This is a genomic window from Echinimonas agarilytica, from assembly GCF_023703465.1.
Taxonomy (GTDB): Bacteria; Pseudomonadota; Gammaproteobacteria; order Enterobacterales; family Neiellaceae; genus Echinimonas; species Echinimonas agarilytica.
This window is the reverse complement of sequence record NZ_JAMQGP010000003.1, coordinates 423,628-439,328: the sequence shown is the minus strand read 5'-3', so window position 1 is coordinate 439,328 and position 15,701 is coordinate 423,628. Positions and strand designations below refer to the sequence as shown.

Sequence of the window (15,701 nt, the reverse complement as noted above, 5' to 3'; positions counted from 1 at the left end):
TGGAGTAATTAGTCGCCGTTGTATTCGCATAGATAGTGACTTTCAATGCCGAGTTTTTGCAATCGTTCGATACCGCCCAAATCGGGCAAAGCCACAACAAAGGCTGCATCGGTCACTTCGCCTCCAAGTTGACGAACCAACTTGGCTGTGGCCTCGATAGTACCACCTGTTGCGAGCAAATCATCGATTAACAATACTTTATCGCCAGGGCTAATGGAGTCTTTGTGAATTTCAAGCGTATCCTCACCATATTCCAATTCGTAACTTTCCGACAAGGTTTGACGGGGCAGTTTTCCGGGCTTACGCACAGGCACAAAACCAAGGCCTAGTTCTAAGGCAACCGGCGCGCCAAATAAAAAGCCACGAGCTTCTGTTCCTACAACTTTGGTGTAACCTCGATCGCGAAATGGCTTCGCCAAAAGATCCACTGACTGGTGAAAAGCTGCGGGGTTTTCAAGCAAACTAGTTACATCTCGAAACATGATGCCAGGCTTGGGATAATCGGCAACGGCTTTGATACTGGATTTTATGAAAGGATATTGTTCGCTCATAGAAGATGGATTCAACTTAAGAATTGGTAAAAATTGAGAGCGGCAATGGTCGCATGTTTCAATCAACAGGCCAAGACGAAGGGTAAAATTCTATGACAAAACATCCACAAAAAAGGTGACCCTAAGGTCACCTTTCAAGCGTATCAACCGCCAGTCGCAATGCGCGTCCAGCTGATCAACATTGGTAATGTTGGCATTGCCAAAATAGCAATGAAACCCAAGAAATACCATATGTTGTAGGGTTCTTTAAAATTCTCTGAGCCCATGTTTATTTCCAGCATTAATGTTATAAAAATTTTAAGCGGCAGATGCTAATCTAAACTTGAGTATTTTACTAGGTTTTTTGAGCATGAGCTTAACTCTAGGGTTGAACTCGCGCTCTCACAATACCCCGAAGTGCCAACTGTTGAAGTACCTGTAAAGCTCCAGAAGCCACCTGTTCTGCTGGATAGGCAGGCATAAAGTCGCACATAGGCTGTTGTAACTGAGTTAAATTAATTCCTGGCGATGCTAATATCAACTCCAGAAGTTTGGCAGTCACAGCATTAATCTCGAGGAATTGAATGTCATCTTCAAAATCGCGGTACACCACCAAGTAGACTCCGTGCTCAGTCGGTTGCTCCGGTTGAAAATCAACTTTAAGCTGATGCACTGGAAACTGGTATTGCAATGCGATTGCAGTATCAGAAACCCTGAGGCAGGTATTTTCAACCAGCTGCTCTGCTTCAATTGGTTTGTCTAACGTAACGCAATGTTTCACCGACACACTGAGCTCAATCCACTCATAGTGAGCTAACTCAATCATAAAGGCTGGATCGGTCGGTTTTGCCTCTCTCTCCGATATTAAATAGTCTAAAAACTCTTTTGATATATCGATGAAATAAGGAGAATGGCTTGAATGCGCCGCCCAAAAACCTTTCACCTCATGAAGCCAAGCTTCCTCTCCCATGATCGAATGAAGAACGGGAAATGCTTGATCAATAAAACCTTTAACGTTGTTAAAAAACAAATCGCGATAAATGCCCATGCGCCGATCTTCAACCCCCTCTGGCACGGGTCGACTTTCGGGGTTGCGCAAATGCTCGGCAAATAAATGTTGATGCGCCTGAAAACTCAGAATCTGACTCATGCCGATTGCTCCATACCACCCAATTCATGTTGATACGAACGAATGCGCTCTACTTCTTGAGTCAATATTGACATCTCGGGAATATTGAAATCGCGCTCAAGTAAGGTTGGAAATACACCATGAAAGCGATACGCCTGCTCTAGCAGCTCCCACACAGGGGCAGCAACGTCTGCGCCATGGGTATCAACGATCAAATCTTCTGCCTCGTTGAAGTGACCGGCAATATGCCCATATATAATTCGTTCGGTCGGCAATGCCTTTAGGTAGTCTAAAGCGTCATATCCGTGATTAATGGAATTCACATAGATGTTATTCACATCCAGTAACAAACCACAGTTTGACTCTTCAAGCACCGCCTTAGTAAATTCTATTTCGCTGAGTTGTTGACCTGGAGCCGCATAGTAAGAGACGTTTTCGAGTACCAAAGGCCGCTCAATAATATCTTGAACTTGCTTAACCCGATCTGCCACGTAGTTGACGGCTTCCGATGTGAAAGGAATTGGCATTAAGTCATACATATGGCCACCGGCACTGCAGTAACTCAGATGCTCGGAGTAAACTTTGATATTGTGTTCATCGAGAAACAGCTTCACTTTTTTTACAAATTCAATATCGAGCGGATCAGGACTACCAATGGACAGTGACAGTCCGTGAGTCACAAACTGATATTGCTCAGTCAGAGACTTCAATTGCTTGGCGAGCTTGCCACCAAATGGAATCCAGTTTTCAGGCGCCACCTCAAAAAAGTCGACATTCGATGGTTTTTTTTGCAGCATTTCGCCCAGCATCTCACGTCGCAGGCCCAGGCCAGAGCCACTTGGCATTTGCAGAGAATTCATTTGAAGTACCTCAGAAACAATGTAGCCAGCTAACGCTGGCTACAGAATAACAATATTTATGTGCGATTAATTATGCTGCGCCACCGCATTTTCCTTCGCCACACTTGCCTTCTTTCTTGGCTTTGTCGCCACCGCATTTTCCTTCGCCACACTTGCCTTCTTTCTTAGCTTTGTCGCCGCCGCATTTGCCTTCGCCACACTTGCCTTCTTTCTTGGCTTTGTCGCCGCCGCATTTGCCTTCGCCACACTTGCCTTCTTTCTTGGCTTTGTCGCCGCCGCATTTGCCTTCGCCACACTTGCCTTCTTTCTTAGCTTTGTCGCCGCCGCATTTACCTTCGCCACACTTGCCTTCTGCTTGATCAACTTGATAACCAGAAACCAAATCAGTTAAAGCAAATGGAGATGTCTCTGCATGCGCAGGAGCCATCATAACGGTCCCCACAGCAACAGCACCAACAGCAGCAGCGATCGTAGATTTATTTAAAGTTTTCATAGTCAGTTCCTACATTATAGATTGTGGTTATTTAAACTGGCTACCGGACGGTTCCGTCACAGCGCCTCTCCAGCTATTAAACAAGACCTTACCGATCTGAAATTTATTTCACAAAATTTTGATTAAAGTTAATAAAACGTTCAAAACATCCATAAGAGAATAGCAAAAGAAAAACATGTGAGCGTCTTTCGCACACTTCTATTGATGTGCGTCATCCTACTTTAGCTGGGAGATTCATATACTTGGTTTTATAAGAAAGGTTTGAACCACAGCGGGTACGCAAACATTGTCTCAGTTAGAACGTTTTAAATCGCGACTTATCTCTGAACGAGAGTTGCAACTTGCAACCCTACAAATGACGCTGTCTAAAGAACACGATGCTGAAGTTAGAAAACTAGCTTGTAACATCTTTACAATGGAAGCCGACGAATTAGATGAAGTAATTTCTAAACTAGAGCTTAGCTACGTTTCAAAGTTTAGAAAAACACTTCAAGCCATTGATGCTAGCTTGTGCCAAATAGAAATTGGACTCTATGGGTTTTGTGCCGACTGCGAGCAAGCAATCGAAGCTGAACTCCTCAAACGAGATCCCACGACGCAAAGGTGCAAACGTTGTAACAGTTTGCACCATCAGCATGACACCGACAACCGACGCGTTCTACTTTAGACCCACCTGAGAATCGACCCAGTTTTTCACTGACGTGGTTAATACCGGCATACTCATTGAGCCATTCTTGAGCACTTGTTGATGGAACTCGGACAACACAAACTGATCTCCGAGCTCTGTCTCAGCATAACGTCGCAGTTCAAGTATGGTTTGCTCACCGAGCTTGTAACTCACAGCCTGCCCTGGTATTGCCATATAACGTTCAACCTCTGCAACAACATCCGAGGGTGCGAGTGGTGAATTGTCTTGCATGTATTGAATGGCTTGCTCTCTTGTCCAGCCTTTATCATGTAGCCCTGTATCAACCACCAAACGCATTGCTCTGAGCAATTCATCACTGAGTTTGCCAAAATAGTCAAGAGGCTCATCGAGCAGCCCCATTTCAATTCCAAGATACTCTGCGTACAAGGCCCAACCTTCGTCAAAAGCGGTATTGCTCGAATACCGAAGATATTCAGAAATCATCGGCAGACTCAACTGTTGCGCAATTTGAAAGTGGTGTCCCGGTGCTGCCTCATGAAGTGATAAAGTCACCATTCCCCACTTGGGTTGTGCGCGGAGATTATACGCATTAATGTAAAAAATTCCTGGCCTTCCGCTGCTGGGCGGCGCAGATTGATAACTTGCCCCAGCTTCATTGGCCTCGCGGTAAGGTTCCACACGACGGACTTCATAAGGTTGTTCTGGAATCGATGCAAAATACTGAGGTAAAACTGGGTCAATTGTTGATTTCAGATCTTCGTAGCCGGCTACCAAAGCTTCAGGTGTCTCATAATAATACGTTGGATCGGTCGTGAGCTGGCGGAACAAGATCGGTAAGTCAGTCGAGAGCTGAAGCGCCTTCCCTACTTTTTTCATTTCTTCATGTATGCGTGCAACTTCGCTGATACCCAACTGATGAATTTGTTCTAGCGAACGTTGATCATCCACATATGAGTTTACATAATGCTTGTACCATAGACGCCCATTGGGAAGCCCCCAATAGCCATCTGACGCCCTAGAATTTTGCATGTATTCGCTTTTCAAAAACTGATTTAAGCGCTCTAAAGCTGGCCACACCCACACTTCGATACTACGCTGATGAATTTGCGCTGCTTTTGCTATGTCTGCGCCTTGCAATGTCTTCGATGCGTTGTGCTTGGGGTTCATCAGTATCGATTGTTCCATCGGTGTATTAAGAACACCATCTAACTGATCGACGATTCGCTGAGAGAGTACTCTCGGCAAAACCACCTCGCTTTCGATCCCCTCTTTCATTCGTTCGATTGCCAAGTCTACCCACTGTGAAAATTCTGAGGATCGGCCTTGGAAATTTTGATACGCCCACAACGTATCAAACCGTTGCGCTGATTCACCACTGGCATATTGAATCAGAGTGTTCACTGGGCTATAAAATTGATTGATTGGCAAGAAACGCTCTGGAAAAGTTTCACTCACCAAATCCAATTGTCGGCTGCGAATAAAATCTTGATAGGCTGCTTGCTCAGATGCTGATAAACATGATGAGTCCATGTTCTGAGCTCGCGACAACGATTCAGTGTTCAACTCATTTCTCTGCTTGAGCCAACTGTCAGAAATCCCGTCACCAAATTTATCATCATATGCGTCGTGCCCTGCAGCAGTTGCAAACAAAGGATGTAACGAAAGGTATTGCTCGAAGTGATGATCTAACAGCGTTTTAAATGCGTCTTGAGAACACTCCAACGAAGGCTTTTCGGATGATTCTGAAGACGGTTGACACCCAATGATAAGAAGTGCTGAGCAAGCAAGTAGAGAACGTAACAACATGGATAATCTCGATTAAATAAACCACGTTAAGAATACAGTAAAATAGGACTCATAGCCGATGAAATAAATCAAACTGCGCCATAAAAAAAGGCCTCCGGAGAGGCCTTTTGTACACATAGTCAACTAAGTCGTTAGCTTAAAGAGCAATGCCTTTTTGCTGTGCTTTGGTCGCAATGTAACCAGACCAACCTTCCGCCATTTTGCGAGTTGTTGGATCTTTAGCCGCGCGAACTGCGTATTTATGCGCATCTTTCAAGTTCTTTTGATAAAGGTGAGCTTCAGCAATCATCATGTTTGCTGAACCCTTCTTTTTCAAACCGACTTTCAGTGCATTTTTAGCAGCTTTAATTGCGGAGTTATATTGCTCCAGCATTAAATACATGCTCGCCTGCTTGCGATATAGCTCGCCATCATTTTTAAGACGTGCGGCTTCACCATAATACTTGGCAGCTTTGTCGAACTCTTTGGCACTGCGATAAGCGTTTGCCATCAAAGTAACCATTTTATCGTCACTTTTCAGATCGCCCTTCGCAATATGTTTCTCGACAATTTTTGCAGCTTTGTATGGCACGCTATTGTTGTAGTACAACTGAGCTAAAGCTTTGAACTGACTTTCCTTAGTGAACAAGTTTTTCTTGTACGCTAAGCTCATCGTTGCCAACGCTTTGTCATAGTCGTCAATCAACATGTAGAACATGCCAAGTTGCGCCCACCATTTTTCGTCTTCAGGGAACAAACGAACCAACTCTTCAAGAACCTTTACAGAATTCTTGTATTGCTTACGCTCGTAGTAAGAAGACAATTTCAAAATGTATGGGTTTTTGTCTGGTTTATCAGACAATTGAATCGCTTTATCAGCAAGCGGAATCATTGCGGCATATTTGCCAATTTCATAATTCGCTTGCGCCATACGAACATAGATAGTTTTGTCTTGAAAAGACGTGTAATCCATCCATGATTTGTATGAAGCAATCGCATCTTTATACTGCTTTTCTTGCATTTGAAGGTCGCCAACAATGCGAATACCTTCTGCCTGCTCTTTTGGGTTCAATACATTGAGCGCCACAGCAGACTTAAGATATTTCATTGCTTCTTTAACTTGGCCATCTTCACCAGCAAGAATACTACCAATCAAACGGTCGACATAAGCCTTATCAAAATCTTTCTTCGTGTTGATATCCTTCAGAACCTGAATGGCTTCTTTAGGTTTATCTTCAGAATAGAGATCAAACGCTTCAATTACTTTTTTACCGACTTTAGGTGAAGCAACTTTGGTCTTATGACCTTTATACTTCACGGCCAAAGCTTGGTCGACAGTTTTTGGAGCGGCCGTAGGCTCAGCAGCAAAAGCCGCTGAAGCTACGAATTGAGATGACAAGGTTACGCAGGCACATAAAATACCGGTCAATAATATTTTTTGACGTTTCATTGTCTGCGTCCTTATTTCTCGAGGCTAAAGTCTAAGCGAACAGTCAAACCGAATTGTTTCATGGCTTTGCCTTCAACAACTTTAGGTTTGTACTTCCACTTACGCAAAGCACGCTTTGCTTCTTTATCGAATACACGTTTAGGTTGAGCTTCAATCACTTCAATGTCGTCAACACCACCGAGTTCGTTAATAGTAAAGCGCATAATTACATACCCTTCTTTACCATCACGAGCCGCCTTAATTGGATACTTAGGCTCGATTCGAACAATTGGTTGTGCATCACCATCTCGGTTAATTGCTGCTGGACCACTAAACCCGCTGGTGCCACCTGTTTCAATCACTGGTGCAGTCAAGCTAATGCTTGGTGCATCGCTAACTACCGGCTCTGGCTCCACGGGTGGAGTCTTTGGTGGCGTTGGCGGTGGCGGTGGTGGCGGTGGCGGAGTCTTCCGCACGTTTGGCTTGGCCTCATTTGCCTTCACTACCAGGTCAATAACTACTGGTGGACTTGGTTCCTCAGGAGGACGCCCACTGTTTGCAATTAACTCGGCCATAAACACAAACAGGCCAAACGTAACGGCGATGCCCAGCAAGATTGATATGAGCAATCGCAACATATTAGCCCCCTGTAGCAGCGGCAATGGAGATCTTATCGATTCCGGCTTCTTTGATCTGGTCCATGACCTTCACAACTACGCCGTGCTTCGCTTCTTTATCCGCCTGAACTACAACAGTATCAGTAGGTTGTTCAGCAAGCATACGCTCGATGTTAGCTCCGACACGCTCAATATCTACCTGGCGGCGATCCATGTGGATCTCGCCATTCTCTTTAATTGCGATAAAGATATTCGCGCTTTTCTCTTTGCTAGTGTTATTAGCTTTAGGTTTATTAACCTGAATACCAGCCTCTTTCACGAAAGAGGTGGTTACGATGAAGAAGATCAGCATGATAAACACGATGTCGAGCATCGGTGTCATATCAATTGTTGCTTCTTCTTCTTCACGTTTGATTCTACGTGCCATTTGAAACTCTCTCTTTAGTGATGTGGCAAGCTGTCGACCAGCGAGGCCTTAGCCATTTTCACTTTCGCTTCCAGACGTGAACTAAAGAACACTCCTGATAGCGCTGCTACCATTCCCGCCATTGTAGGGATTGTGGCCATTGAGATACCTGAGGCCATTAGACGCGGGTTACCTGTACCCTGTACTGCCATGATTTCAAATACTGCAATCATGCCGGTCACGGTACCTAACAGTCCAATTAACGGACACATAGCTACCAACGTTCTAATGATAATCATACGAGCCGACAAGTTATCGTTTGCTTCAGCAATCCAGTAATCTCGGATTCTGTGAGCAGTCCATGAAGTTGTGTCGGTTCGCGCATCCCACTTCGCGATAATTGCTTTTCGCTCAGTTGGGAATACCCAGGATAAATACCAGTAGCGCTCAATCATTAATATCCACATTAACAAGAGCGCTCCTGCAACGACGAATAAAACATCGCCGCCAGTCGCCACGAAATCCCTGACGGTTTCCCAAAGGTCCATCAGGTATAACATTAGGCTTTCTCCTGCTCTGCGTGAGCGGCTACGATACCAGCACTACGCTCATCTAAAGTAGACAAGATAGTCTTAGCACGACCAGCAGCAAGGCTGTGAGCAAGAATCAATGGCAATGCAGCGATCAAACCTTGAGCCGTTGTCACCAACGCCATCGAGATTGAACCAGCCATAATCTTAGGATCACCAGTACCGAACAGAGTAATCGATTGGAATGTACCAATCATACCTGTCACCGTACCCAAGAGACCCAAGAGAGGTGCAATAGCAGCAAAGATCTTAATGAGAGATACACCGCGTTCAATCTTAGGCAATTCACGAAGAACAGCTTCATCGAGTTTCAGCTCAAGTGTTTCAACATCAGCATCTTTATTTTCTTGGCCAACTTTCAAGATACGACCCAATGGGTTCTTGTCACTTGGATTAGAAAGATTCTTCAATTGAGCTCGGATTTTGCCACCCATAAGAGTCAGAACGATAATACGCTCCAGAGCAATCAACAAACCAATGAACAACACAGCTGTGATGATATAACCCACAACGCCACCTTCATGGTAACGCTCAGTCAACGTTGCTTTTTGAGTCAAAAGACCCAAGATTTGGCCACGTGATGGATCAATGTATAGCGGAGCTAAGCCAGACTGTACGTCTAAGAAAGACTTAGTTGAGCTAACCATGTGAGAGTCAGGTTGACGACCCAATGGTTGCACTTGCTCATTCTCAGCATCGTAACGAAGGAAACCTTCTTCACCAATTAGACCGAAAGAACCAATACGAATAATTTCTTCGCTCACGACGTTACCGTCGAGTTTGGTCACATCAGTTTTAAAACGAACAACTTTGCCCGACTCAGTCATTTCAGTTTGCAGAGCAAACCAAAGATCTTCGAGTTCAACAAGGCTAGGAAGCTTCTTCGCTTCAGAGAGTTTCTCAAGCAGTTGAGTACGGTTTGGATATTGAGCACTTACAACGGAAGTTGAGATGCGACCTACGGCTTCGCCAGAAGCTTGACGAACAACACCAAACATTTCGCCCAAAGTACCCTTCGCATTTTCAAGCTCAGTTTCTTTGTCGACGATTGTTTGCTCATTTGCAGAGAAAGCTGCTTTGAGGTCTTCGCCACGTTGAACAGAAGCAGCAAGATCACTTTCTGATTTGTTCAAACGGCTTTGCATTTTGCTGCGATCACTTAAGAACTCAGCTTCACGCTTTTTGTTTACTTTCTTTTCAGAAATACGATCTTTCTTCACTTGTTGAAGAAGTTGATCCAATGTTTGAGCATTGTCAGCCATCACTGGCATTGCTGCACCTGCAGACACTGTCAACGCAGCAGCAAACATGATCGATTTAGTTAGTTGCTTCATTGTACGTTCTCCGCAGCTTGAATTGGCAATTTAACCAGATCGAATGGCGCTTGTTTACGAGCCATACGAATAGCAGTGGTAATTGGACGAATGAACTCATCATCCAGCTTCACCCATTTGCGGTCTTTGTTATCCCAAGCCCAAACATTTTTGAGGTCGAGAGACTGAGCAACAAATGCGATACGGCCGAGGTGGAAGAAATCAACAGTGATGTTTGTTCCTTCGTACTCTAATTCACCAGTGTATGCGCGGATTTTCGTACCGTACTCATTTTCAACCATGTACGCTTCGAGCACCAAACGATATTGCTCTGAAGTCGTTACATTAGACTGACTCATCACTTCGCGTAGTTTTGCAATACGCTTTAGACGCTCGTCCATGTTGATTGGAATATCCAATGCAACAAATTGCTCCAGTACATCAATCATTTGATACATCAATGGCACAACACCGCGTTTGGTGTTTTCAATACCATCGATCTGAGTTTGCAGAGAAGAAATTGAATCTTCTTGGTCTGCAACGAGACGAGATACGTGATCGTTATAAATTTCTTGATTCTCGATTTCATCGAGCGTAGTGCGATATTCGTCAAGTAAAACTTGAGTCTGATCTACCACATTATCAATCTTAGCCTGTGACTTAGCTGCGTCAGTATTAATAGAAGCGCTAGCTTTTTGCACGTCGGTAAGAGGGTCAGACATGACCGTGCCTGACATAGCCATGGCGCCTGCAAGGGCAGTTGCTACCAGGCTTCTCTTGATCAATTTGGACATAGTTCCCAACCAACAATCGAATTGAACGGCACTCTCGGTAGCTATTGTAAACACCGGAGTATGAAGCTTTATATAATAAATTATCACCTTGTTAATAAGGTAATAATGGCCATGAATAGTCCCTGATTTAGTAATGCATGTCAACGGAGATAAGGCCTTCAGACGCAGCGAAGTGAAAGTTTATTGACAACCATCAAGATAACAATCAGCTATTTTTATGTTTTAAGTCTATTTTTCATAAAAAACATTAACTTAATGAGTAATTTAATAAAAATGAAACCGGTTTTCAGGGTAATTAGTAAGCAATTTAATTAGATAGATAAACTTTGTGACAAACCAAAGTTGCATTAAGCACCAATGATTAAATTTGAATGTGTGATCTTAATCCCAATAAATTAACGCGTAACATTTCAGCAACAATCGAACACGTCAAACAAGCGTTACATGTTGAGGATATGTATTGGCTGTTTATTGGACCAAACAACATTAGTCAACTTTCGATATTTAAAATTAGCAATCAAAAAAGTATCTGTAAGTTAAACAGGACCCAGCTCTGAACGATTTTTCACTTTCTTACCCTTCCCTTAAGACGCCGCCCATACTCTGAAATAAAAGCCATTAACACCAGTGTGCTGCCACCAGCTTCCAAATTCAGTGTGCCGCTACACAGTGTGAATAGGACATGTAAGAGTAAGTACGTACAAAAGTGCTCTTGACTTACAATAAGATAAAATTTTTCGATTTGATAAGAGAGTAGAGATCTTGCCTCGAAATTTTAAGGAATAAGTAGAATTTAGCGCGTCACTACCATGCGCAATATGAAGCATAAAAAAATCCAGTGGCACGAATGACACTGGATTTTTTAATTTTCTATAATTGGCAGTTAACTATTCTGACTGCCTCTAATAGCGATCCCAAGCAGGCTTAGAATTTTGCTGTTACGCCAGCATAGAAGTAACGGCCAGTTACGTCATAAGCTTCTGAAGCGGTGTTAATACCAGTAGAACCGTTAGAGGTACCTTGCGGTAAGACGTTTGGCTGCTTATCGAAAAGGTTACGAACACCAGCATTCAACTCAATACCATTGTCGAAGTAGTAACCACCACTTAGATCATGATACGTCACTGAGCCCAGCTCGTTACCTTTACCCTCTGCCAAGATCTCACCGGTGTAAAAGTTAACATTATCGCCACTTACAGAATCTACAGAGTGATCCCAGTATCGAGCACGCCATGCAACTGAGATATTGTCCATTGTATAAGCAAGGTTCAAGTTAGCACGATGACGCGGGTTCAATACTTCTCCCACGTAATCAATTGATGAACCAGATTCAATCTCTGTCTCAACGTATTCACGTGTATAAGTCCAGATTGCTTGCGTAGACAAAGTACCTGGGCCAATATCGATGCTGTGATTAGCTTCAAAGTCGATACCTGAAGTATCTAAGTTGTTCTCATTTGATGTACCAGAATTCACTTCAATGAGAGCGCCTTGCGCGTCACGAATAGCATTGCCGTTACAGTTCTGAGAGAAATCAGCACTTGAAAGAGCGAAACAACGGTCTAATACGGTTGTACGTGGTGTTGTAAGAATTGCATCTTCAATCGAGTAGTCCCAGTAATCAACGGTAAATGCTAGGTTATCCATTGCCTGCCATATAAAACCTACAGACCAGCTATCAGATGTTTCTTCTTGAACTTCTTCATTACCACCAATGAAACCACCAGTGCCTTGAAGTTCAGCTTGAGTTAATTCGAAAACACCTTCACGTGCAACACGATCAGCAACTTCTGGAATAGACAAACAGTTGACAGCGACTTGACCTGTATCGCCAGCTTTCAGACCACTACAAGGATCTGTGACGCCAGCAAAAGTCTCTCCACGTCCACCAAACAACTCAGAGATATTTGGAGTTCGAATGGCTGTTGCAGCAGAAGCACGGATTTTCAACGAGTCAATTGGCGTGTATTCTACGCCCGCATTCCAAGTCACGTTACCGCCAACGATGCTGTGATCAGAATAGCGTGCAGCCAAATCAACACTCAAATTGTCGAGAATTGGCATTGCTACTTCACCGTAAATATCGGTGGTATCAAAACGGCCATCTGTTGGTTCAGATTTGTTCGTCGAAGAAGCACCTGTCTGAGCTAAGTCACCTGGGTTGAAGCTACCCTTCTCTTCGCGCCACTCAATACCCGCAGCGACAGCAACTAAACCACCAGACAACTCAAACGGCAAGTCACCGGCAATACCCGTTGCTACGACTGTTTGTTCAACTTGGCCAGATACTTTTGCTGGAACTTGAATATAGTCAACTGCAGCATCTGAAACCGTACCTTCACCGAAGTAGTTAAGAGGCACACAACCTTGAAGGCGAGCGTGCTCATCAGCACAGATTAAATTACCATCAGCATCTTCAATCACATCTAAAGCAAGAGCTGCACGTTCGACGTTGACTTGGCCGCCATTCTCTTGAACTTGGTCAGTCTTACCCCAAGTCACGTAAGTAGATGAAATCCAGTTGCCGTCGATATCCCAATCTAAACCAGTCGCTAAACGAATCGTATCGCGTTCTAAATTAGTTGAACGAGCTCCGAATTCTAACTGACGACGAACAAACGTTGTTTCATTTAAGTTGGTAATGCCATCTAGCATAAGCTGGTCACGCAGTGTATCGGGGAGTAACGGAGAGTTCACGTCCATGCCACCGGTACCATTACGGTCTTTCAGCCAAACATCATTCACAACGTCTAAAGGCGTTGGTTCAATCGTAGAATCTGTAGTTTTTGCATTGTTGTAGTTGAGTTCTGTGAACACACTAACATTTGGGCTGATGTCTAAATTAATGCCCGCCGCTGCATATTTACGCTCGAGAGGCGTGATCAATTGGCGATACTCAGCACGGTTAAATCGATTATCAAATGGAGTACCATCACCATTCAAACTAACAGATACCATTCTAGGTGTACCGTCTTCGTTGAACGCTGGATCGCCATTCGCATCGGTTGCTTGACGAGTTTTACTTGTGTAGCTAACTCGGCCTTGAGGAGGATATGAAGAGAAAAGATCGACAATCGCTTCGTTACCTTCGTCATCCAGACCCCAAGCAATATCTTTTTTAGAAAAGTCGCGGTCAGTTGATTTTAATCCATCATCTTCATCGTACCCCAAAGACACCCAGGCATTACCTGTATCCCAACGGCCACCAGTAACGATGTTGAAAGAACCTGTATCTCGGTCACCTTCGCCAGATGTACCGGCTTGCACATTCACTTCAACGCCTTCGAAATCTTGTCGAGTGATAATGTTCACAACACCGGCAACGGCATCTGAACCATAGACTGCCGAAGAGGCACTTTTAAGGATATCGATACGTTCTACCATTGATGCAGGAATAGCGTTTAAGTCAACCGCATAACCCACAGAAGGAGAAACACCAGATACGAAGCGGCGTCCATTAACAAGTACCAATGTACGCTCTTCACCCAATCCGCGCAGTTCAGTTGTATTCAAACCTACTGAGGAGTTAGTGAAAGCTGAGTTAGAACTATCAGTACCCGCGATAGTCACTGGAGATGTTTTTAAGATATCGGCAACATTTAAAGCACCGAGTTGTACAATATCGTCTCGAGAAATCGTAGTGACAGGAACTGGCGTTTCCATGTCAGTACGTTTAATTCGAGAGCCTGTTACCTGAATACGTTCAGCGTTAACATCTGCTCCATCTTGAGCGAATGAAGCTGGAGCGACTACCATTGCAGAAGCCGCAGCCCCTGAAATTACGGCAAAACGCACCGCTTTAGCGAGTTTGTTGCTAGCAAACATAGTTTATTTTCTCCCTGGACCACGTCATTGCGTGGCTTAATTTTAATAACCAGTAACCCAGTCTCTAATGTACCGGTGCTCTAGTTTCGTAGTGCCAAGTCGAAAAAACGACCTGATCTGTCACGGTCGATATAACCATAACGAGATTCCAAAGGTCAATATTTTTTTTAAAATAAACACAACAAAAATGTCACGTTAAGTAACAATTAATAGCTTATGGGCAATTTACATATGTATACAGACCAATTTCCATAAATATCATAAACTTAAAAAGAAGGAACCAACAATTATGCCCCAACTTATTAAATATATATATACAAATAGTGAATAGTTATTCACATTCGATTTAAAACCGCTGTTGAAAATTCAAGCATTTGTTAAATAAATTGAGCCGTGCCTCGATCTTGTGACTCTGCTAAAATCAAGTCTTATCAATATTTTGGAGCATTCAATTGGATTTGATCACGGCGGACATTTGGATCTTGCTGGGACTTGCAGCTTTTCTGGCAGGTTTTATTGATGCGATCGCCGGTGGTGGAGGCTTACTCACGATACCCGCATTATTAACCGTTGGAATGCCACCTCATCTAACGTTAGGCACAAACAAGCTAGCAGCTACGTTTGGCAGCTTTACCGCTTCTATGACATTTTATCGTCAAAAGTTATTTCAACCACAATATTGGTTAACGTCGATTTGCTGTACGGCGATTGGAGCCATGATAGGAACGTTTGCAGTCAGTATTGTGAATGCCGATGTACTCGAAAAAACTTTGCCTGCAATCGTATTAGCAACAGCTATTTACTCATATTTGGCCCCCATGGATACAACTCATGACAATACATCGGGCAGAAGCTCAAGAAACCGCTGGATAAAGGCTACACAAGGCATCACACTGGGGTTTTATGATGGTCTGGCAGGCCCAGGAACTGGTGCATTCTGGACATTATCAACACTTAAACTCCATCGTTTAAATTTATTGTTTGCATCGGGTGTAGCCCGAAGCATGAACTTCATTAGCAATGGGGTCAGTTTAGTCGTGTTCATATACTTGGGGTATGTCAATTGGCTTATTGGGCTAACAATGGGGGTTTGCATAATGGCTGGTGCCTTTATTGGTGCTCGTTCAGCGATTAAATTTGGCAGTCGTTTTATCAGACCTGTGTTTATTTTTATGGTGTCTGCCATGGCAGCCAAACTTTGCTGGGAAGCTTGGTTGTGATGCAAAATAGAGACGAACTCAAACCATTGTTAGACCTGTTATCACGGATAGAGTCGGAGCT

At 43.8% G+C, this 15,701-nt stretch carries 14 protein-coding genes; 2 read left to right on the top strand and 12 right to left on the bottom strand.

Annotated elements, in window-relative coordinates; translation table 11 throughout:
- Positions 1-8: 8 nt before the first annotated feature.
- From apt to NAF29_RS09150, 4 genes are all read right to left on the bottom strand, one after another.
- Positions 9-551, bottom strand: a complete 543-nt coding sequence (apt, locus tag NAF29_RS09165; RefSeq protein ID WP_251261248.1) for an adenine phosphoribosyltransferase — start codon at positions 549-551, stop codon at positions 9-11.
- Between the two features lie 361 nt (positions 552-912).
- Positions 913-1,680 (bottom strand): HvfC family RiPP maturation protein, encoded by a 768-nt coding sequence (locus tag NAF29_RS09160; RefSeq protein WP_251261247.1) that lies wholly within the window; start codon positions 1,678-1,680, stop codon positions 913-915.
- Entirely contained in the window at positions 1,677-2,519 is an 843-nt protein-coding gene (locus NAF29_RS09155; protein ID WP_251261246.1) for an HvfB family MNIO-type RiPP peptide maturase, read from the bottom strand. Before NAF29_RS09155 ends, NAF29_RS09160 begins: the two co-directional genes overlap by 4 nt.
- A 70-nt stretch (positions 2,520-2,589) precedes the next feature.
- Positions 2,590-3,012, bottom strand: a complete 423-nt coding sequence (locus NAF29_RS09150) for an HvfA family oxazolone/thioamide-modified RiPP metallophore (RefSeq protein ID WP_251261245.1) — start codon at positions 3,010-3,012, stop codon at positions 2,590-2,592.
- Between the two features lie 286 nt (positions 3,013-3,298).
- On the opposite strand from NAF29_RS09150, the gene NAF29_RS09145 reads away from it, so the two are divergent.
- Positions 3,299-3,679: a TraR/DksA family transcriptional regulator gene (locus tag NAF29_RS09145; RefSeq protein WP_251261244.1), complete on the top strand. Its 381-nt coding sequence runs from the start codon at positions 3,299-3,301 to the stop codon at positions 3,677-3,679.
- Here NAF29_RS09145 and NAF29_RS09140 read toward each other — a convergent pair.
- The 8 genes from NAF29_RS09140 to NAF29_RS09105 form a co-directional block, all read right to left on the bottom strand.
- Entirely contained in the window at positions 3,671-5,467 is a 1,797-nt protein-coding gene (locus NAF29_RS09140; protein ID WP_251261243.1) for a DUF885 domain-containing protein, read from the bottom strand. The two genes, NAF29_RS09145 and NAF29_RS09140, sit on opposite strands and share 9 nt — an antisense overlap.
- 136 nt (positions 5,468-5,603) lie before the next feature.
- The gene (locus NAF29_RS09135; protein ID WP_251261242.1) at positions 5,604-6,896 is read right to left on the bottom strand and encodes a tetratricopeptide repeat protein; all 1,293 of its coding nucleotides are present in this window, start codon (positions 6,894-6,896) and stop codon (positions 5,604-5,606) included.
- A gap of 11 nt (positions 6,897-6,907) precedes the next feature.
- The gene (locus NAF29_RS09130) at positions 6,908-7,513 is read right to left on the bottom strand and encodes an energy transducer TonB (protein WP_251261241.1); all 606 of its coding nucleotides are present in this window, start codon (positions 7,511-7,513) and stop codon (positions 6,908-6,910) included.
- A 1-nt stretch (position 7,514) separates the two neighbouring features.
- Positions 7,515-7,919: an ExbD/TolR family protein gene (locus NAF29_RS09125; protein WP_251261240.1), complete on the bottom strand. Its 405-nt coding sequence runs from the start codon at positions 7,917-7,919 to the stop codon at positions 7,515-7,517.
- A 14-nt stretch (positions 7,920-7,933) separates the two neighbouring features.
- Positions 7,934-8,458 carry a MotA/TolQ/ExbB proton channel family protein gene (locus tag NAF29_RS09120; RefSeq protein ID WP_251261239.1) on the bottom strand — a complete coding sequence of 175 codons (525 nt, stop codon included), beginning with the start codon at positions 8,456-8,458 and terminating at the stop codon, positions 7,934-7,936.
- A complete protein-coding gene (locus tag NAF29_RS09115; RefSeq protein WP_251261238.1) occupies positions 8,458-9,822 on the bottom strand; it encodes a MotA/TolQ/ExbB proton channel family protein in 1,365 nt (454 codons plus the stop codon). Before NAF29_RS09115 ends, NAF29_RS09120 begins: the two co-directional genes overlap by 1 nt.
- Complete coding sequence (locus NAF29_RS09110) at positions 9,819-10,595, bottom strand: DUF3450 domain-containing protein (protein ID WP_251261237.1); 777 nt, start codon at positions 10,593-10,595, stop codon at positions 9,819-9,821. The genes NAF29_RS09115 and NAF29_RS09110 overlap by 4 nt, the downstream gene beginning before the upstream one ends.
- A gap of 924 nt (positions 10,596-11,519) precedes the next feature.
- Entirely contained in the window at positions 11,520-14,420 is a 2,901-nt protein-coding gene (locus NAF29_RS09105) for a TonB-dependent receptor domain-containing protein (RefSeq protein WP_251261236.1), read from the bottom strand.
- A gap of 452 nt (positions 14,421-14,872) precedes the next feature.
- Between NAF29_RS09105 and NAF29_RS09100 the strand changes: the two genes are divergently transcribed.
- A complete protein-coding gene (locus NAF29_RS09100; protein ID WP_251261235.1) occupies positions 14,873-15,640 on the top strand; it encodes a TSUP family transporter in 768 nt (255 codons plus the stop codon).
- Positions 15,641-15,701: the final 61 nt, after the last annotated feature.

Bases quoted from the DNA above. Each gene is read 5' to 3' on its own strand.
- NAF29_RS09110 (WP_251261237.1), bottom strand. From the start codon at position 10,595: ATGTCCAAATTGATCAAGAGAAGCCTGGTAGCAACTGCCCTTGCAGGC.
- NAF29_RS09140 (WP_251261243.1), bottom strand. From the start codon at position 5,467: ATGTTGTTACGTTCTCTACTTGCTTGCTCAGCACTTCTTATCATTGGG.
- NAF29_RS09150 (WP_251261245.1), bottom strand. From the start codon at position 3,012: ATGAAAACTTTAAATAAATCTACGATCGCTGCTGCTGTTGGTGCTGTT.
- NAF29_RS09125 (WP_251261240.1), bottom strand. From the start codon at position 7,919: ATGGCACGTAGAATCAAACGTGAAGAAGAAGAAGCAACAATTGATATG.
- apt (WP_251261248.1), bottom strand. From the start codon at position 551: ATGAGCGAACAATATCCTTTCATAAAATCCAGTATCAAAGCCGTTGCC.
- NAF29_RS09105 (WP_251261236.1), bottom strand. From the start codon at position 14,420: ATGTTTGCTAGCAACAAACTCGCTAAAGCGGTGCGTTTTGCCGTAATT.
- NAF29_RS09120 (WP_251261239.1), bottom strand. From the start codon at position 8,458: ATGTTATACCTGATGGACCTTTGGGAAACCGTCAGGGATTTCGTGGCG.
- NAF29_RS09115 (WP_251261238.1), bottom strand. From the start codon at position 9,822: ATGAAGCAACTAACTAAATCGATCATGTTTGCTGCTGCGTTGACAGTG.
- NAF29_RS09135 (WP_251261242.1), bottom strand. From the start codon at position 6,896: ATGAAACGTCAAAAAATATTATTGACCGGTATTTTATGTGCCTGCGTA.
- NAF29_RS09155 (WP_251261246.1), bottom strand. From the start codon at position 2,519: ATGAATTCTCTGCAAATGCCAAGTGGCTCTGGCCTGGGCCTGCGACGT.
- NAF29_RS09160 (WP_251261247.1), bottom strand. From the start codon at position 1,680: ATGAGTCAGATTCTGAGTTTTCAGGCGCATCAACATTTATTTGCCGAG.
- NAF29_RS09130 (WP_251261241.1), bottom strand. From the start codon at position 7,513: ATGTTGCGATTGCTCATATCAATCTTGCTGGGCATCGCCGTTACGTTT.